Source organism: Streptomyces sp. NPDC057280 (genome assembly GCF_042668605.1).
In the GTDB taxonomy this organism is placed as follows: Bacteria; Actinomycetota; Actinomycetes; order Streptomycetales; family Streptomycetaceae; genus Streptomyces.
The window spans coordinates 484,739-502,410 of the sequence record NZ_JBHUYR010000001.1 but is presented as its reverse complement, the minus strand read 5'-3'; the positions used below and the strand labels follow the sequence as shown (position 1 = coordinate 502,410).

The window sequence follows — 17,672 nt, the reverse complement described above, 5'->3', positions numbered from 1 at the left end:
TCATCGGCCGTGCCGTGAAGCGATGAGAGTGGGTGAGCGTGCCGCCACCTCGGGTGACAGCTGTCTCGCCGGGCCGATGCCGCGTGGCGGCGTGACAATGAGAGACGGCGGCTGTTCAGGATCTGGGAGGCACCGTGAGTGATCTCGAGTTCGAACAGAAGCGGACGCTGTCGCGTGTCGAGGCGGCCGACCAGCTCGAGGCCGTGGCAGCCGCGCTCAGACGCGGTGGCCAGGCGGAGCTGGACATCGGCCCGGGCCGGCTGACGGTGCGGATCCCGGACGAGCTGCACACCGAGCTCGAGGTCGAGCTGGAGGACGGCGAGATAGACCTGGAGATCGAACTGTCCTGGCGGACCCCGCAGGCGGCCCGCCCCGCGGACGACGACTGACCGGAGGCGGACCGCGCGGCGGGCGACGCCTGACCACAGGCGGCCCGCCCCGCGGACGAGGGCTGAGCGGACCGGGCCGGCGGCGATCCGCGAAGGGGTGGTGCGGCCCGCCGGCCGGTGCCCGATGTCAGCCGAGGATCTTTCGCTTCTGGGCCTGCATCTCCTCGTCGGTCAGGATTCCCTGGGCCTTGAGGTCGGCGAGCTGCTTGAGCTGGTCGATCTTGTTGGTCATCTCGTCATCCGCGGAGGACGGCGCCGCCGTCCGGGGCGGAGCGGGAGGTGGGGCGGCGGCCGGCTGTTCGTAAGCGGGCTGCTGCTGCGCCCAGCGTCCGGCCTGACGCCTGGAGACACGGTTGGACACCGCTGTGGCGGTCCCTGAGATCACGGCGGTCCGTGCGATGCCTCGAAGTAGTCCTGGCATGGCTGTGTCCTTAGTGTGGTACGGGGTCAGGAAACTGAGGCTCCGGGCTCCTGCTCGAGGGCGTCCAGCGACGCGAGCAGGGCCTGCACCGGGATTCTGCCGCCGGCCACCATCTGGGCGCCGCCGCGGCGCAGCTCGCGGGCCAGCGGTGCGGCCCAGGTGTTCTCGTACACGAGGATCGCGGCTGAGGTGTCCGCCTCCAGTGCCGTGGCTGCGTCCTGCAGGTCGCTGTGGTCGAGCAGCCCTGAGGAGGCTCCTTCGAACACGGTCAGGTCGACCCCCTCGCCGATGTCCTGAAGTTCCAGCCCGGCCACCGTGCCGTCCGCCTCCTTGCGGACGAACACCAGGTCGAGGACGCGGATGATGCCGCGGTCGACGAGGTCGACGAGCAGCGGAAATCCCTCTCCCGTCATGCGGTTGCCGGGGAATTCGAGGACCAGGTAGTCGACAGGTCCCATGTCTTCCAGCTCTGTGTTCACGACCACTCCCCAAAAGCGGATTCGGTCCATCGCGGCGTCCGGAACAAGCGCACCTGGGGCGGCACGTCGGCGACCGCAAGGGTGACGCCTGTCAGCCCATTGCAGCATCGGGCGAGCGGCCCCGCACCTCATGCCGGGCTGGGGCGGGGTGCGGGTCAGGCCGTCGTCGGGTCCTTCGACGGCGGGGGACCCGCGACGGCGAGGTTGTTCTGGCGCAGTCGCTCCCGTCCCCATTCGCCGAGCGGGCGCAATGTCGGCACCGAGGCGGCGTACGCGTACTACAGCGGACCGCGCGAGGCGATGGACCGGCATCGGGAAACCCTCGCCCGGATCGGGACACCACGCTATCTCGGCGAGGACCCCGGGCTGGCCCAGTTGATGTACCTGGCGCATCTCGACGTCTTCCTCACCACCCTGTCGTCGCTCACGCACGCCATCGCCCTGCTGCAGTCGGAAGGGCTCAAGGCGAGCGACGTCTTCCCGGAGCTGATGCCGACCCTGGCCGGTATCCCGGCGATGCTGGAGGCGGGCGAGAACCCGGCCGCCCAGATCGACGCCGGCGAACACCCGGGCAACCTGAGTACCGCGACCATGATGGGGGCCACCGCCGACCACATCGTCGCGGCGAGTGAGCAGGCGGGGATCGATCTCGCTCTGCCTCGCGCGGTGCAGCGCCATTACGCCCGCGCGATCAACGACGGGCACGGCGGTGACAACTGGACCCGCATCATTGACGGCATCCGGACTCCGCACCCGGAGGGCTGAGAGATCACGGTCTTCGGACGTCACGTCATGCGGCCATGACCCTTGTGTGGATGTCGGTCACGACCTTGCGGGCCGAGGTGAACGCGCCGTGCTGCCAGGCGATGACATGGCTGAGCCAGTCGCCGGCGAAGTAGACGTGCCCGGCGGGCTGGTTGAGCAGCTTGTACTCGGGACCGGTCTGCGACGGCCAGCCCACCCAGCCCGCCTCGATGTGCGGCGTGCGGTGCCAGGCCACGCTGAAGGAGTGCTCGAGTTCGGTGCGGTACTTGTCACCGTGGATCCTCACACCCCGGCTCACCGCCCGGGCGACGCGCTCGGCGTGCGGCAGATCGCTGTACGCGACGGCGTTGGCACCGAAGTTGTAGTAGCCGATGAGTGTGCCGCGGCGGCCCTGGTAGCCGTACGAGGGGTACCAGATGGTCGCCAGGTCGGTGTCGGTCGGCGTGATGCCACCGTAGATGTGCTCGTCCGTCTCCCACCAGCGGCTGCGGTACTCGAGCCCGACCTTGCCGACGGGGGTCGGGACGGCGTACTTCAGCGCGGCGGTGACGTTCGTCCCCAGGTTGTGCTTGAGGCGGGCCATGACCATGGGCGGCATGGCCGCGACGACGAAGTCGGCGCGCTGGGTGCGGTCGCGGCCGCCGGCGTCCTGGTACGTGACCTCGGCACCGTCCGGCAGGTCCTTGACCTCCTGGACCGTGGCGCCGTAGGTGATGCGGTGCCGGCCGATCGCCTTGGCCAGGGCGTAGGGGATCGCGTCCATGCCGCCCACCGGCTGGAACATCAACATGGCCTGGTCGTAGCCGAATTCGAAGGCGAAGCGCTGCCCCACGCCGCTGGCGACGACGTCCGACAACGTCGGCACCGGACCGAGGACGGTGCCCTCCTCGAAGGCCGCGCCGGGTTCGACGGAGTAGCCTCGGCGGTCGGAGCCGGTGTAGGCGTAGCCGTCGGCCTTGCCTTTGATGGCGCCGAAGCCCTGCAGGAACGCGATCAGCCGTTCCTTGTCCTGCGCGGTGAGACGTGCGTCAAGGGCACCCTGGTCGGTGGCCTTGGCGAGCAGTTCGGAGAGGTAGCCGTACACGTCGGCCTTCGCCGTGCGCCAGCGCATGGGCTTGCTGGCGAGGGCGGCGCTGTTCTCGTGGTAGATGTACGCGTTGGCGTTCTGGTTGGTGAACACCTGCAGTTCGACGCCGAGTTCGCGGCAGTACTCCAGGGTGACGTGGGACTGCGGCAGTCGGGCCGGGCCCGCGTTCATGTACTGGCCCTGAGTGAACGACGCCGTCTGGGTGCGCCCGTCGAGGTCGGTCAGTTGCGTGCCGCCGCGGACCGTCCAGTTGCGGCCCCCGGGACGTTCGCCCGCCTCCAGGATCCGGCAGTCGTAACCGGCCTTGCCCAGCTCGTACGCCGTCGCCAGGCCGGCTATGCCGCCGCCGAGCACGAGCACCTTCTTGCGGCTCCGTCCGGTGAGCGCGAAGTCGCTTTGCAGGGGCGCCCGGTACTCGTCCGCCCGTACGTCGGGCACCGGGGCCAGCCCGAGTGCGCCCATCGCCGAGTACAGGACTCCGGCGCCCCCCGCGGCGCCGACGGATCTCAGGAAGTCACGGCGGGACGCGGGGGATTGCTCTGCAGCCATCAATGCCTCCGTGGGGGGAGTTGCCGACGGGACCGGAGGTGCGTCCCATGAGCCTCCGTCAGGACTGTTTCAGCGCCATGCCACTGACGTAACGCGTAATTCAGGTGCTCGTCCAGGACTGCCGTATTACGGTGAACCTCGTTCAGGTGCGCAGGTTGCGGATACTTCTCCTGCAAAGAGAGCAACGCGGGTTCGAATCCCGTCGCCGGCTTCCGGCCGGTGTCGTCCAGCGGCCCAGGACGCTACGTCGCCGCCACCGATCTCGATCTCTGAACACCACGGCGCAAGCCGCCCGCCACGGGGGATACCGGCGGGCGGCTTTGCCGCGTCAGACTTGTGCGTTGCGCGCCACGGCCATCCCCGCCCGGAGCGCGGCGACCGGATCGGATGCCTCGTCGAGTTCGATGAGTACGGTGTCGGCGCCAGGAGTTCGTGACATCTCGGCGGCCCATGCGCCGAAGTCCACGATGCCCGTGCCCAGTTCCGTCATGTACGGCTGTTGCTGAGCGAAGACCGTCTCGTCGATGGTGAGTTCGACGTCGATCGGCTTGACCGCGTCCTTCCAATGCGCCAGTGCGATGCGCTGGGAATGGCGGCGCGCGACGGCGACGGGGTCGCCACCACCGAGCGCGATGTGGCAGGAGTCAGGGCACAGCCAGACGTACCGCGGGTCGGTCAGGGCCATGAACAGGTCGATGTCCCGCTCGTACCAGAGGGTGCTGTTGGACTCGGTGTGGAAGGCCAGGCGCACTCCGTGCTGGGCGACGGCCTCGCCCACCGCGTGTGCGATATCCGCCATGCGGGTCATGTAGGCGGCGTCGACGAAGAAGGGGGGACGCGTGCCGAACGTCGCCCGCATGGGCAGTCCGGCGACGAGGATGTCCGCCCCGACTTCGGCGAGGAAGGCCGCGTGACGCTCGGCGTCGGCGACGATCGCGGACAGGTTCGAGCCCTGGCGCCAGTCGGGGCTTTCGCTCGCCGCGATGAACGCGCTCACGACGGACAGGCCGCGGGACGCGAGGTCGCGGCGGAACGACGGGGCGTCACCGAAGGTCCGAAGGACCGAGTCGATGTCACCGGGCGCGAAGGTCAGTTCGAGGCCGGTGACCCCCGCCTCGGTCAGCGCGTCCAGCACCCGTTCCCAGAAACGCTCGGGGTGCTCGGAGGCCCAGTCGCGGAAGGCGTCGGCGGAGGCCAGACCCCAGAACTCGGGGTGGTAGAAGGTGATGATGTCGGTTGCGAAGCGTGGTGCCGCGGCGTGAGGCGTCAGGCTCGGTCGTGTCATGCGGCACCTGCGCGGGCGTTGTAGACGACCGTGCCATCGGCGTCGACGGCTTTCCGGTAGGCGCGGAACACGGCGAGTGCCTCGTCGCGGAGCACGTCCCCGGTGACCTCGATGCCGCGCGCCTGGGACTGCTCGGCCCAGTCCGCGCCGAGCGGTCCCTCGTCGAACGTGGTGATCTGCTCGAGTTCCGGGCCCTCGCCGGCGACCACGAGGCCGCGCACCCCGGACCACAACGTCGCGCCGTAGCACTGGACGCACGGACGCCAGTTCACGACCAGCTCGTGGGCCGGCATTCCCTCGGCGCCGAGGTCCCAGCCACCGGCCGCCGTCTGGGCCAGTGAGAGCGCGACGACCTCGGCGTGCGCGCTGGAGACGCCGGAGGCGAGGACGACGTTCACTCCCGCCGAGACGATCCGGCCGGTGTCCCGCTCGGCGACGAGCGCCGCGAACGGGCCGCCGTTGCCCTCGCGCCAGTTGCGGTCGGCGAGTCGGTGGACGAGGCTCATCCGGTCGTCGCGGCCGGGTATGACGGCGGGCACGTCGGCGAGTTCGTCGTCGATCCACGCGGGCAGGGCCACGCGGTATTCCTTGGGGATGTCCAGCACGGGGTGGGGTTCCTTTCAGCGAGCGGTGGGTCCATGAGCGGCGAGTGCGCGGGATCGTTCGATGACGGCGCGGGCGGCGCGTACGGCCGTCACCGCACCGGTCAGGGTGACATTGGCCGCCATCGCGGTGGGGATGACACCGTTGCCGGCGAGGTACAGGTTGTCGTAACCCCACACCCGGCCGTCCGGGCCGCACACGCTGGTGCCGTCGGCGGCGGTGCCTGCCCGGACGGTGCCCGTGTGGTGCAGGGACGAGCCGGGTGGCAGCACGGCACGTTCGGTGGCGGGATCGAACGGGCCGAACGCCTCGGCGAGTGACGCGACTTCGTCGAGTGCCCGCCGGATGAGTGCCCGGTCGGTGGCCGAGTAGTCGAACTCGATGCTGATACGTGGCATCCCGGTGAGGTCTGTCTCCGTCGGCGAGAACACGAGCCGGTTCTCCGGGCGCGACGCGACGGGGACGTACAGCGACAGGCCCACCGAGTGCGCCAGGGGGTGGCCGTCCCTGTCGACGTAGGTGCGGTTCATGATCTGCCCGTGGAACGGCTGGGCCGTGCCGTTCCGGGGCAGCCACAGCGAGTCCGTGCTGAACTCGCCGGGGCGCGGCAGGGGCAGGGCCGTGCGGTCGATGCCGAACCGGTCGAGATCGAGCAGGACGCGGGCGGTGACGAAGGCGTGCTCGTTGAGATACCGGCCCAGTGCCTCGGGCCGGATGCCGGAGGCGAACAGCAGCTGTGGGGTGCGCAGCGCGTCGGCGCACACCACCACGGTGTCCGCGAGGAGTTCCGACTCGGCCCCGTCGGCTGTGCGGCGCAGGCGGACACCGGCGACCCGGTCGTCGTCGCGCACGATGAGCGACGTCGCGAGTGTGCCGGTCACGAGGGTGAACGCCGGGTCCCCTCCGCTCGCGATGGCGGTGAAGATCGTCCCTGGGGCCGTGCGAGGCATGGGCCCCGACGCCGTCGTGGTGACCGCCATCGGCATCGGCTGCGGGCGCCGGTCGTCGGGCCCAACCCCGGCGAAGCGGCGGCGCAGGACGTCGAGGACCGTCCGGCCGACCTCGGTGGGGCCGATCGCGCGGGGTGTGACCGCGAGCAGTCGACGGGCGGTGTCCAGGTCCGCCGCCCAGCGGTCCGGGTCGCCGAAGTCGAACACCTCGTCGCCGGCGGGCCAGGGTGTCGCGGCGGTCCAGTGCACGCCCATGCCGCCCGCGTTCCACGCGAGCGCCGTCGCGGGCATCGCCTCGGCGCTATGGCCGAAGGCGAGGGCGTGGAACATGCCGGGTGTCAGATCGGCCAGGTTCTCGGGTATGTCACGGACCACCTCGGCGCCCGTGTACATGCCTTGGACGCCGGTGGCGACCTGTTCGTTGTAGCGGGACCACAGGACCGGGTCGTCGAGGTCGTGCAGGTGCAGTCCGGGGGTCTCGCCGATCGACGATCCGCCGTCGACCATGGTGAGGCCGAGCGTGGGATCGGCCTCGCGCAGCAGTCGGGCCACGAGGGCTCCCATGATGCCGCTGCCCACGATGAGGACGTCGGTGCGGGGGGTGTCGGTCACGAGGAAACTCCATGGGGGATGCCACTGGGGCGGATGTGTGCGGGGGTCACGCGCGGGGGACCAGCGGGCCGAACAGTTCGGTGTCCATGCGGTCGAGGGCCAGCTTCACGGCGCCGATGAGCGCGGCGTCGTGTCCCAGGCCGGTGGCACGCACCTCGACCGCGGGCGTGCGGGCGTCGCGCAGTGCCTCGCGCACCCGGGGCAGCAGCACGTCGGCCGCGTCCTCCAGGCCGCCGCCGAGGACGATGAGCGAGGGGGCGACGGTCCACGACAACGTGGTGAGGATCGACGCGATGTTCTCGACGAACTCGTCGACCTCCGCGAGCGCGGCCGTGTCGCCGGCCCGGGCCGCGTCGAAGCGGTCGAGCGCGACGCGCCGCCGGTCCGGTTCCGGGGACGTCAGCCACGCCACGGGGCGGTCCTCGATCGGGCCGGTCGCTATCGACCGGGCCTCGACGATCTCACCCGCGGCGCCCATGAGGCCGCGGTGCACGGTTCCGCGGATGAGGATGCCGAGGCCCGTCCGGTTCCCGAGCACCGCCCACACGAGGTTGTCGTGGTCACCGCCGACGCCCCGCCAATGCTCCGCGAGCGCGCCGAGGTTGGCGTCGTTGTCCGCGAACCAGGGCATCCGGATCCGCCGCGCGAGCTGTTCGGGCAGGTGCACACCCTCCCAGCGCGTCGTGTGGACCAGGCGCCGTACGACTCCGTCGTCGTCGATCGCGCCGCCGCTCGCGACCGCCCCGGCGCGCAGCCGGTCCGTCGACCCGCCCGCGTCGTCGAGCGCGTCGAGGACCAGTGCTGCGGCGTCGTCGAGGGTGGCGTGCGGATCCTGGTAGGCGCGCAGCCGCCGGTGCGCCCGGCCGAGGATGCGGCCGCGGACGTCGGCGACGACCGCGGAGACGTCCGAGGTGGTGATGAACACCGCGGCTAACAGGGCGTTTTCGGCCCGTAGTTCGTAGCGGCGGGCGGGGCGCCCTGCGCAGCCGCTGGTCGGCACGCGCTCCAGCTCGGTCACCCAGCCTGCCGCGACGAGCGAGTCCAGGACGAGTTCGATGGTGCGGCGGGAGAGGCCGACGTGCTCGGCGAGCGCCGTCAGGGTGGTCGGCCCGGCCGACACGGCCAGGGCGCGCAGGATGACCGAGGTGTTGACGCGTCGGACGGCGCTCTGGTTCATGCCGTTCATGCGGGAGGTGGCGTTGGTTCGGGACATCAGCGGACCTCCGGCCGCTCGGACACGGCCGTCACCGCATGCCCGTTCCGGCGATGCCCCGCACGAAGTGGCGTTGCAGGAAGAGGAAGAGCACCAGGACGGGCAGCATCACCACGATCGCGCCGGCGAGCATCAGCCCGTAGTCGGTGACGTGCGCCGCGGCCTGACTGGTGGCGGCAAGACCCACCGGCAGCGTGTAACTGGAAGTGCTCTGGGCGACGATGAGCGGCCAGATGAAGTTGTTCCACGAGAACAGGAACGACATGATCGTGACCGTCGCGACCGCGGGACCGGCCAGTGGAAGGAAGATCCGGAAGAAGATCCGGAACTCGCCCGCGCCGTCGATCCGGGCCGCCTCCAGCAGTTCGTCGGGGATCGACAGCGCGTACTGCCGCACGATGAAGACCGACAGCGGCAACGCCATGGCGGGCAGGGCGATACCGGTGAGGGTGTCCGCAAGACCCAGGTCCACGGTGATCACGAACTGGGGGACGAACACCGCGGTGAACGGCACCATCAGCGCGGCCATGACCGCGCCGAACGCGATCCGCCTGCCCGCGAAGTCGAGCTTCGCGAGCGCGTAACCGGCCGCCGAGGCCGCCACGATGTTCCCGAGCACCACGATCGCGGCGACCACGATGCTGTTGACCAGGAACCGGCCGAAACCCTCGGTGGCGAACAGCCGGGTGAAGTTGTCGAGGGTGACGTCGTGCGGAAGCCAGGCCCCGGGATCGGAGCGGATCTCGTCGAGGCTGCGCAGCGATCCGCTGAGCACCCACAGGAACGGCAGCAGGGTGAGCAGGGCGCACAGCACCAGGGCGCCGTACAGCAAAGGTCGGGCGACGGACCGGGGGCGCACGGCGAGCCGGTCGGCGACGGTCGTGCCGGCGCTCTTCGACTCGTACTTCTTCAGCGTCGCTGTGTCGGTCATGTGCGGGGCCTCAGCAGTCGGAACTGGACGACGCTCACCAGGCCGATGAGCAGGAGCGTCACGAAGGAAGCGGCCGAGGAGACCCCGAACTCACCGGCCCCGAACTGGCGGTAGGTGTACAGCGCCACCGATTCGGTCGAGCCCAGCGGGCCGCCGTTCGTGAGCAGATACGGCTCGTCGAACACCTGGAGGTAGAAGACGGTCAGCAGCACCGTCACCACCAGGGTGGTGGGCAGCAGCAGGGGCAGCGTGATGTGCCTCAACTGCCGCCAGCGGCCGGCCCCGTCGATGGCGGCCGCCTCGTACACCTCCCGTGGCAACGCCTGCAGGCCGGCGAGGAACAACACCATCGCGGTGCCGAAGTTGCGCCAGATGCCGAGCAGGATGACCACGGGCATGGCCAGGTCGGGGTCGTCCAGCCAGTTGGGTCCGGCGAGGCCGACGGCGCCGAACACCTCGTTGACGGTGCCGTTCGCGTGGAAGGCGTACTGCCAGATCAGGGCGACCGCCACGATGTTCGTGACGACCGGCGCGAAGAAGACCGTACGGAACACGCCGCGCAGCCGCCGGATACCGGAGTTCACCGCGAGCGCCAGGGCCAGCCCGATCCCCATGGTCAGCGGCACTCCGACGACCACGAACAGGCCCGTGTTGAGGAGGTCCCGCAGGAAGCTGTCGTCCCGGAACAGACGGAGGTAGTTGTCGAACCCGACGAGGTCGACGGCGAACGGATGCCGCAGATCCATGCCCCGCAGGTCGGTCAGGCTGAACCCGAACGCGGCGACGGCGGGAACCGCCGTGTACAGCAGGAACACGAGGGTGAACGGGGCGAGGAACAGCCACGCCACAGCCGTACGACGGGCACCCCGGGAGCGCCGGTCCTTGCGGGGCGACGCCGGAACAACGGTGGTCATCGGGGAGTCACTCCGTACCCGGGCCGAGGCTCTCGGCGTACGCCTGAACCTTCGCGGCCGCCTTCTCGGCGCTCTGGGTGCCCTTGGCCACGCCTTCCATCTCCTTGCCCAGCCGGGTCGCGACCTGCTGCCAGGTGCTCACCTGCGGGAAGGTCCGGGTGCTCTTCATCTGTGTGAGGAAGGCGTCCAGCAGCGGCTGGCCGGCGATGGCCGGGTCGTCCCAGGCGGACACGACGGCCGGAAGCGAGCTGTACGCCTTGTACTGCGCGACCTGGGTGCTCGGCTTCGCGAGGTGCCGGACGAGCTTCCACGAAGCGTCCGCGTTGCCGCTGCCCGCGAGGACACCCCAGGTGCCTCCGCCGGCGAAGGACGTGCTGCCCGACGACCCGGCGGGCAGCGGTGCCGTGGCGACATGGGACGCCGTCCAGCCGGTCTTCTTCGCGGCGGTGTCGAGCTGGCCGACGACCCACGGGCCCGTGATCATGCAGGCGGTCTTGCCGGAGACGAAGTACGGCTGTGCGTCGAGGAACGTGGGCCCGCTCGGATCGGCGGTGCCGGAGGTGAAGAACGACGCGTTGAACTTGAGCGCGTCGACCGTCGCCGGGGTGTCGAGCGTCCACTTGCCGCCGGCGGAACGCAGGGAGCCGCCGGCCTGCCAGGCGTACATCGCGACGTCCTGGCCGTTGAAGATGTCCCAGCCGATGTCGGCCCCGAGGCCGCGCGCCGCGCCCGCGTCCTGGAGCGCCTTCAGGAACGGCACCGTCGCAGCCCAGGTGGTCGGCGCCTTGACGCCCGCCTTGTGGGCGAGGTCGGAGCGGTAGACGAGCGCGTAGGTGTACGCGTACCAGGGCACGGTGTAGGCGACGTCCTTGACGACGCCGGCATCCCAGAGGCTCTTGAAGAAGCTGTCCGGGGCGACGAGGCCGTCCGGAACGGGCCGGAGGATCGACGGATCGAGGAACTGCGCCTGCGCCTCGGGGAAGAACTGGGCCAGGTCGGGTCCCTTGCCCGCGGCGATCGCCGACTGGAGCTTGGTGTAGTACTCGGCGTTCGGGATCAGCGTGAACTTCACGTCGAGATCGGGGTTCGCGGCCTGGAACGGCTTGATGACCTTCGCGAGCACGTCGGCGTCGCCCTGGGGGGCCCAGACCCTGACGGTGCCCGTGGCGGGGGAGCTGTCGACGGGCTTGGCGGAGGCGGTCGCAGCGGTGTCGTCGCCGCGGCCGCAGCCGGCCAGGGCGAGGGTGCCGAGGACGGCCATGCCGCTGGTCAGCTGTAGGGCGCTGCGTCTGGACATGTTGGACACTCTTGGCTCCTGCCTCACGAAGGTGCTGAGGGGCTCGCCCGACCTGGAGGCGGTCGGTGCGGCTGGCAGTGACGGTAGGAAGGGGGTGTTTCGGTCGCATGGCCGGAACCGGCCTCGATAATTTCGGAACTTGTAGCGAAATCCGTCATCACCCTGCGTCGCCGAATGGCCCGGGGATTCGTGAAGAACGAGGCGGTATGGGCTGGTTGTGATGACGGATGGTGGTCATGCACAGCGGAGGCGGTACGACACGGGTATGTCGTACCGCCTCCGTCGTGGGCCGGCGTCTCATGCCATGACCGCGTGCAGCCCTCCGTCGACATGGAGGATCTCGCCGGTGGTGGCCGGCAGCCAGTCCGACAGGAGCACCGCGCAGGCCTTCGCCGTCGGCTCCGGGTCATGGACGTCCCAGGCGAGCGGCGGGCGGGTCCGCCAGATCTGCTCCATGCGATCCACGCCGGGGATCGAGCGCGCGGCCAGGGTGCGGACCATGCCCGCGGCGACGAGGTTGACGCGGATGCGGCGTTCGCCGAGGTACAGGGCCAGGTAGCGGGTGACGGACTCGAGCGCGGCCTTGGAGACGCCCATCCAGTCGTAGCCGGGCCAGGCCAGCGCCGCGTCGAAGTCGAGGCCCACCACCGACGAGCCCTCTTCCATCAGCGGAAGGCACGCCGTGACCAGGGCCTTGAGGGAGTACGCCGACACTTCCAGCGCCGTCGCCGCGTCCGGCCAGGAGGTGTCGAGGAAGGCGCCGCCGAGCGCGGAGCGGGGGGCGAACGCGATCGAGTGCACGACGCCGTCGAGACCGCCCAGGTGACCGGCGACCGCGTCCTGCAGTGCGTCGAGATCTCCGCGCTCGGTGACGTCGAGACGGAGTACGGGCGCGGGCAGCGGCAGCCGCTGCGCCATCGCCTCCGTGATGGGCAGGGCCCGCCCGAAGGAGGTCAGGACCACCTGGGCCCCCTCCTCCTGAGCGATCCGCGCCACGTGGAAGGCGATCGAGGTGTCGGAGAGCACCCCGGTGATCAGCAGCCGCTTCCCGGCGAGCAGCCCGCCCGCCGGCCGGGCGGCCCCGGCCGACGGGTCGGCGCTGTCCTCGGCCCGGGTGTCCTGCGCCGCCGTGCTCATACGCCCATCCCGAGACCGCCGCTGACGGGGATGAACGCTCCCGTGATGTACGACGCGTCCGCACCGGCGAGGAAGCGCACCACGTTCGCCACCTCCTCGGGAGTGCCGGGCCGGCCGAGCGCCGTCATGGAGAGGTACTCGGCCCGCCTCTTCGGGCTGACGGCCGCCACCATGTCGGTGTCGATGAACCCGGGCGCCACCACATTGGCCGTGATGCCGCGCCGCCCCAGCTCCCGGGCGAGCGAGCGGGCCAGGCCGGTGAGGCCCGTCTTGGAAGCCGCGTAGTTCGCCTGCCCCGGAGAGCCGAGCATTCCGGAGAAGGACGAGATGAAGACGAGCCGGCCCCATCGGCCTTCCAGCATCCCGGGGACGGCGCGCCGCGCCGACCGGAAGGCGCCCACCAGGTTGGTGTCGAGGAGTTCCAGGAAATCCTGGTCGCTGGTCTGCAGGGCGAGCTTGTCCCGCATGATCCCGGCGTTCGCCACCAGGACCTGCACGGGACCGTGCTCGGCCTCGATCTTCTCGTACGCGGTGTCCAGCGACTCGGCATCGGTGACGTCGCAGCGCACGCCGAAGAAGCCCTCGGGAGGCTCGCCCGACCGGTGCCCGACGGCGACCCGGTCGCCCTGTGCGGCGAAGGCGCGCGCGATGGCGAGACCGATGCCGCGGTTGGCCCCGGTGACGAAGACGGACCGGGCTTCGGTCATCGTGTGCCTGCTTTCTGGAGGACGAGGACGGCGTTCTGCCCGCCGAACCCGAAGGAATGGCTCGTCGCGGTCTCGACGCGCTGCTCGCGCGGTGCGCCGCTGACGACGTCGAGGTCGATCTGGGGATCGAGCTTGTCGAGGTTGGCGGTGGGCGGTACCAGACCGTGTTCGACGGTCAGGGCCGCGTACGCCACCTCGATGGCGCCCGCGGCACCGAGCGCGTGCCCCGTGACGCCCTTGGTGGAGGTCACCGACGGCCGGCCGGCCAGGACCCGGTTGATCAGCTGGGCCTCCATCAGGTCGTTCAACTTGGTAGAGGTGCCATGGGCGTTGACGTGATCGACGGCCTCGGGGGCGATGTCCGCGTCGGCGAGCGCCGAGCGCAGGGCGCGTTCCACGCCCGCGCCCGCCGGGTCGGGCGCGGAGGCATGGTGCCCGTCGGCGCTGGCCCCGAAGCCCGCCACCAGCGCACGGACCGTGCCGCCTCGCGCCGTCGCGTCCCGTTCGCGCTCCAGGACCAGCACGGCCGCCGCCTCCGCGGCCACGAAGCCGCCGCGGTCCGCGTCGAAGGGGCGGGACGCTCCCGCCGGGTCCTCGGTGCGCCGGGACAGTGCGCCCATGCGGTGGTAGGCGGCCATCGGGGTCGGGCTGAGCGGTGCCTCGGAGGCACCGGCGAGCACGATGTCGCACATGCCGGACTGCAGCATGTGCCGTGCGGTGCCGATCGCCGTGACACCGGAGGCGCAGGCGGTGGCGACCACGAGGTTCGGGCCGAGCGCCCGGCAGTGCATGGCGAGGTATCCGGAGATCATGTTGACCGGCCAGTTCACCATCACCAGCGGTGAGACCTGGTCGGGGCCCTCCTGGTGGTACGCGGTGTGGGCGTCCTCGTAGGAGGCGGTGCCGCCCAGCGCGTTGCCCATGACCACGCCGACCCGGGCGCCGTCCCACCGGTCCGGGTCGAGGCCGGCGTCGGACAGGGCCTCCTGGGCGGCCACCAGGGCGAGTTGGCTGACCCGGTCCAGGCGCCAGGCGGTGGAGCGGCCGAGCAGGGCGTTGGCGTCGAAGCCGGGAACCCGGCAGGAGATGTCCACCGGGAGTCCGGCGAGCGCCGGGTCCCGCTGTGCGGTGGGGCGGCCCGACAGCAGCCGCTCCCAGTTCGCCGTCACCCCGATGCCGGCCGGGGTGACGAGACCGATGCCCGTGATCGCGACGGGTGCGTCCCGTCCGGCGAGCTCGGCCATCAGGCGTTCCTCGCCGCCGTGTTCACCAGTTCGAAGAGGTCCGAGACGGTGCCGCTGCTGTTGAGGTCCTCGGTGGGTATCACCACGCCGAGCTGCTTCTGCAGGGTGAGCGCGACCTCGATGAGCGCGAGCGAGTCCAGTTCGATGTCCTCGAGAACGGTGTCGGGCTTGATGTCGTCGCGCAGGACGCCGAACTTCTCTTCCAGGACCTGGGAGAGGATCTCGAAGGTGGGGGGCACGAAGGTGCTCATGGTGAAGGTGCCTTTCGGGTGTGGGGACCCGGCTCGGGCGGGCCGGGGTGAGGGTGTGAACGTGCTGGTGCGAAGGGGGCGTTGACGGTGCCGGGCGTCGACGTGCCGCCGGCTACGCGGACTTCAGCGTGGGCCAGGTCAGTGCCGTGGCTCCCCAGGTGGCGCCGCCTCCGAAGGCGGCCAGGACGACACGGGATCCGGGGGCCAGTTCTCCGGTCCCGTGTGCGTGGGCGAGGGCGAGCGGGATGGAGGCCGCCGCCGTGTTGCCGACCCGGTCCAGGTGGATCACCAGCCGCTCCACGGGGATGTCCAGCTGCTCCGCGACAGCGTGCAGGATGCGCAGGTTGGCCTGGTGGCCGACCAGCCGGTCGACGTCGTCCGGCTGCCATCCGGTGTGGGCGAGGGCGGCGCGGGCCGATTCGGTCATCCGGGTCACCGCGTGCCCGAACACCTCCCGGCCGCGCATGGAGAAGTAGCGGTCGGCCGGATCGGCGCCGGGATGCGGGCGGGGCTGCTCGGAGCCGCCGGCCCGCACCGTGATCAGGTCGGCGAGTGAACCGTCGCTGCCGAGCACGATCCGGCCGAGAGCGCCGGGCTCATCGGGCGCACCGGCGCGCAGCACCACGGCGCCCGCGCCGTCGCCGAACACGACGCCGCTGCTCCGGTCCTGCGGGTCGATGAGGGTGCTGAAGGCCTCGGCGCCGATGACGAGGACCTGTTCGGCGGCCCCGGACGCGATCATCCCGGCCGCGGTGGTGAGTGCGTAGAGGAAGCCCGTGCAGACGGCGGAGACGTCGAAGGCCGGGCGTCCGGTGAGACCGAGGCGGCGGGCCACCTCGGGGGCGGTGGCCGGACAGGGGCGGTCGGGTGTCGTGGTGGCGAGCACCACCGCGTCGACGTCCGCGGTACCCGCCGACTGCAGGGCCCGCGCCCCGGCCTCGGCGGCGAGATGGGAGGTGGGCATGCCGGCGGAGACGAAGTGCCGGGTGCGGATGCCGGTGCGGGTGCGGATCCACTCGTCGGAGGTGTCCATGCGGGCGGCGAGGTCGTCGTTGCCGACCACGTCGGGCGGCAGCCAGGCGCCGATACCGCTGATGACGGCCGCCGTCACAGGTGGCCTACCCGGGCGGCGACGGCCGGGCCGGCGCTTGCCGCGCCCGCGGTGACCAGCGCCTCGACCCTTGCCGCGGCGTCCGCGGCGTCGGTGAAATGCACGGCGTGCCAGCCGGCTTGCGCGGCGCCGGCGCAGTTGACCGCGAGATCGTCGACGAGCACGCACTGCTCGCCGGGCACCCCGGCCCGCTCGGCGGCGCCGCGGAAGATCTCCTGCTCGGGCTTGCGGCAGCCGGACTCGTACGACAGCACCACCGCGTCGAAGAGCCCCTCGGGCGGTACGGCCAGCCGCCAGTGCCGGTCCCAGGCGGGCGGCATGTTGGACAGCAGCCCGATGAACACGCCCTGCCGGCGCAGCCGGTGCAGGGTGTCCAGCCAGGGCTGGTTGACCGCGCGGTCGGCGAACCAGCGCGCGGGGTAGTCGCTGAGGTCGACGTGGAGGCCGTTGTGCGTCGCGAGAACCTCCTCCATCCGGCGCTCCCAGGTCTCCTGGGTGAGCAGCGGGGTGTCGAGGGGTGCCATGACGTCGTCACCGGCCCCGCAGTCGCGGGCCACCTGCCGCATCGCGGCGAGGAGCGTGGCCGAGGGCACCCCGAGCCGGGCGCAGAAGGGCTCCAGTGTCTCGGTCACCGGTGGGGTCAGCACGCCGCCGTAGTCGGTCCAGACCGCGCGCACCGGCCCGGTCGCGGGCGCCATCAGTGCTCCTCCGCGATGTTGACGGCTATCTCGCTGACGACGATGCCCTCCTGCCGGAAGCGCACGGCGACCTCGTCGCAGGTGTGGCGCACGGCGGCGACCCGGACCGGGGCGTCGAGTTCGGCGAACCGGGCGAACCTCGACCGGTAGCCGGTGATCCGCACGCCGGTGCCCGCCGCGAGGAGCGCCGCCTGCCGGGCGGCCTCCATGAGGATCATCGCCGTGTAGTGGTCCTGCGGGTGATCGAAGTGCGTACGGTGCCCTGACGGCACCGCCACCACGGCGGACACCCCGCCGGCCACGTGGCGGGCGTCGGTGAGGGCCACGTTGGCGGGATCGCGCCGGGCCACGCCGGCGGGCGGCACGGGCGTGCCGGGCGGCACTGCGGGCAGCGCGTCGGACATCGGGGGCGCCGACCTGCGGTGGTAACGGCGGACGAGCTCCGCCTCCTCCGCGGGCGAGTAGCGGGCGGAGATGTCGCAGCGGCCGAGGAACGTGTCACCGAGCGAGAGTTCCATGACGTAGCGTGCGGCCCGTACCGCCCCGGAGCGGACCTGGCTGCGGGTGACCGCGGCCTTGATGTCCAGCTCGCGGGGCCGTTCCTGGGGCGGGAGCGGGGTGTCGCCGGTGAGGGCCAGCGTCCATTCGGTGACGTGGAAGGCGCTGTCCTTTGCGACGTCGAGGCCGCGGTGGGCGATGCAGGTGGCGAACTGCCGGCAGCACTCCAGCAGGAGCATGCTGTCGGGACGGTCGGCGGCCGGACCTGTGTGGTCGCCGAAGTAGTGGTGTGCGGGCGGCAGTTGGGCCGCGGCGAGGTAGGTGTCCGCGGACAGGTCGGCGTAGTCGGTGAGGAAGACCTCACCGACCGCCCAGCGGTGGACGTCCGTGCGGTCGACCGTGCGTCGGTAGGAGAGGGTGGGAGCGGCGGTGACCGCGTCCGGGGCGAGGGCGCTCTGGGGGAGGGGCATCGTGTGGTGCTCCTTGGGCAGTGGGCCGGGCTCGTGGCTCACATTGTTCGAACGCCGGACA

At 71.2% G+C, this 17,672-nt stretch carries 18 protein-coding genes and 1 pseudogene; 2 read left to right on the top strand and 17 right to left on the bottom strand.

What is annotated here, in order from left to right; translation table 11 throughout:
• Positions 1–134: 134 nt before the first annotated feature.
• Positions 135–389, top strand: a complete 255-nt coding sequence (locus ACFUO4_RS02185; RefSeq protein ID WP_128112330.1) for an amphi-Trp domain-containing protein — start codon at positions 135–137, stop codon at positions 387–389.
• 127 nt (positions 390–516) lie between these two features.
• On the opposite strand, the gene ACFUO4_RS02180 is transcribed toward ACFUO4_RS02185, so the two are convergent.
• Both ACFUO4_RS02180 and ACFUO4_RS02175 read right to left on the bottom strand, forming a co-directional pair.
• Entirely contained in the window at positions 517–810 is a 294-nt protein-coding gene (locus ACFUO4_RS02180; RefSeq protein WP_383478927.1) for an SHOCT domain-containing protein, read from the bottom strand.
• A 26-nt stretch (positions 811–836) separates the two neighbouring features.
• A complete protein-coding gene (locus ACFUO4_RS02175) occupies positions 837–1,268 on the bottom strand; it encodes a DUF6325 family protein (protein WP_079311597.1) in 432 nt (143 codons plus the stop codon).
• Positions 1,269–1,541: 273 nt separating this feature from the next.
• Here ACFUO4_RS02175 and ACFUO4_RS02170 point away from each other — a divergent pair.
• Positions 1,542–2,054 (top strand): annotated as a pseudogene (locus tag ACFUO4_RS02170) (NAD(P)-dependent oxidoreductase); the annotation flags it as partial.
• 25 nt (positions 2,055–2,079) lie between these two features.
• On the opposite strand, the gene ACFUO4_RS02165 reads toward ACFUO4_RS02170, so the two are convergent.
• From ACFUO4_RS02165 to ACFUO4_RS02095, 15 genes are all read right to left on the bottom strand, one after another.
• Positions 2,080–3,690: a flavin monoamine oxidase family protein gene (locus ACFUO4_RS02165; RefSeq protein ID WP_383478924.1), complete on the bottom strand. Its 1,611-nt coding sequence runs from the start codon at positions 3,688–3,690 to the stop codon at positions 2,080–2,082.
• A 328-nt stretch (positions 3,691–4,018) separates the two neighbouring features.
• Positions 4,019–4,975, bottom strand: a complete 957-nt coding sequence (locus ACFUO4_RS02160) for a sugar phosphate isomerase/epimerase family protein (protein WP_383478921.1) — start codon at positions 4,973–4,975, stop codon at positions 4,019–4,021.
• Positions 4,972–5,580 (bottom strand): nucleoside deaminase, encoded by a 609-nt coding sequence (locus tag ACFUO4_RS02155; RefSeq protein ID WP_383478918.1) that lies wholly within the window; start codon positions 5,578–5,580, stop codon positions 4,972–4,974. The genes ACFUO4_RS02160 and ACFUO4_RS02155 overlap by 4 nt, the downstream gene beginning before the upstream one ends.
• Before the next feature lie 15 nt (positions 5,581–5,595).
• Complete coding sequence (locus ACFUO4_RS02150; protein WP_383478915.1) at positions 5,596–7,140, bottom strand: GMC oxidoreductase; 1,545 nt, start codon at positions 7,138–7,140, stop codon at positions 5,596–5,598.
• 46 nt (positions 7,141–7,186) lie between these two features.
• Positions 7,187–8,353 carry an ROK family protein gene (locus tag ACFUO4_RS02145; RefSeq protein WP_383478912.1) on the bottom strand — a complete coding sequence of 389 codons (1,167 nt, stop codon included), beginning with the start codon at positions 8,351–8,353 and terminating at the stop codon, positions 7,187–7,189.
• Positions 8,354–8,384: 31 nt separating this feature from the next.
• Positions 8,385–9,284, bottom strand: a complete 900-nt coding sequence (locus tag ACFUO4_RS02140) for a carbohydrate ABC transporter permease (RefSeq protein ID WP_383478909.1) — start codon at positions 9,282–9,284, stop codon at positions 8,385–8,387.
• Entirely contained in the window at positions 9,281–10,198 is a 918-nt protein-coding gene (locus ACFUO4_RS02135) for a carbohydrate ABC transporter permease (protein ID WP_383478906.1), read from the bottom strand. Before ACFUO4_RS02135 ends, ACFUO4_RS02140 begins: the two co-directional genes overlap by 4 nt.
• Positions 10,199–10,205: 7 nt before the next feature.
• Positions 10,206–11,504, bottom strand: a complete 1,299-nt coding sequence (locus tag ACFUO4_RS02130) for an extracellular solute-binding protein (RefSeq protein ID WP_383478903.1) — start codon at positions 11,502–11,504, stop codon at positions 10,206–10,208.
• Positions 11,505–11,792: 288 nt separating this feature from the next.
• Entirely contained in the window at positions 11,793–12,632 is an 840-nt protein-coding gene (fabI, locus tag ACFUO4_RS02125; protein WP_383478900.1) for an enoyl-ACP reductase FabI, read from the bottom strand.
• Positions 12,629–13,339, bottom strand: coding sequence for an SDR family oxidoreductase (locus ACFUO4_RS02120; RefSeq protein WP_079311591.1), 711 nt, complete (start codon positions 13,337–13,339; stop codon positions 12,629–12,631). The genes fabI and ACFUO4_RS02120 overlap by 4 nt, the downstream gene beginning before the upstream one ends.
• Entirely contained in the window at positions 13,336–14,583 is a 1,248-nt protein-coding gene (locus ACFUO4_RS02115; RefSeq protein WP_383478897.1) for a beta-ketoacyl-[acyl-carrier-protein] synthase family protein, read from the bottom strand. The genes ACFUO4_RS02120 and ACFUO4_RS02115 overlap by 4 nt, the downstream gene beginning before the upstream one ends.
• Entirely contained in the window at positions 14,583–14,834 is a 252-nt protein-coding gene (locus ACFUO4_RS02110; protein WP_383478894.1) for an acyl carrier protein, read from the bottom strand. Before ACFUO4_RS02110 ends, ACFUO4_RS02115 begins: the two co-directional genes overlap by 1 nt.
• 112 nt (positions 14,835–14,946) lie before the next feature.
• Positions 14,947–15,945, bottom strand: coding sequence for a beta-ketoacyl-ACP synthase III (locus tag ACFUO4_RS02105; protein ID WP_383478891.1), 999 nt, complete (start codon positions 15,943–15,945; stop codon positions 14,947–14,949).
• Positions 15,942–16,643: an HAD-IA family hydrolase gene (locus tag ACFUO4_RS02100; RefSeq protein ID WP_383478888.1), complete on the bottom strand. Its 702-nt coding sequence runs from the start codon at positions 16,641–16,643 to the stop codon at positions 15,942–15,944. Before ACFUO4_RS02100 ends, ACFUO4_RS02105 begins: the two co-directional genes overlap by 4 nt.
• Complete coding sequence (locus ACFUO4_RS02095; RefSeq protein ID WP_383478885.1) at positions 16,643–17,611, bottom strand: AfsA-related hotdog domain-containing protein; 969 nt, start codon at positions 17,609–17,611, stop codon at positions 16,643–16,645. Before ACFUO4_RS02095 ends, ACFUO4_RS02100 begins: the two co-directional genes overlap by 1 nt.
• Positions 17,612–17,672 lie beyond the last annotated feature (61 nt).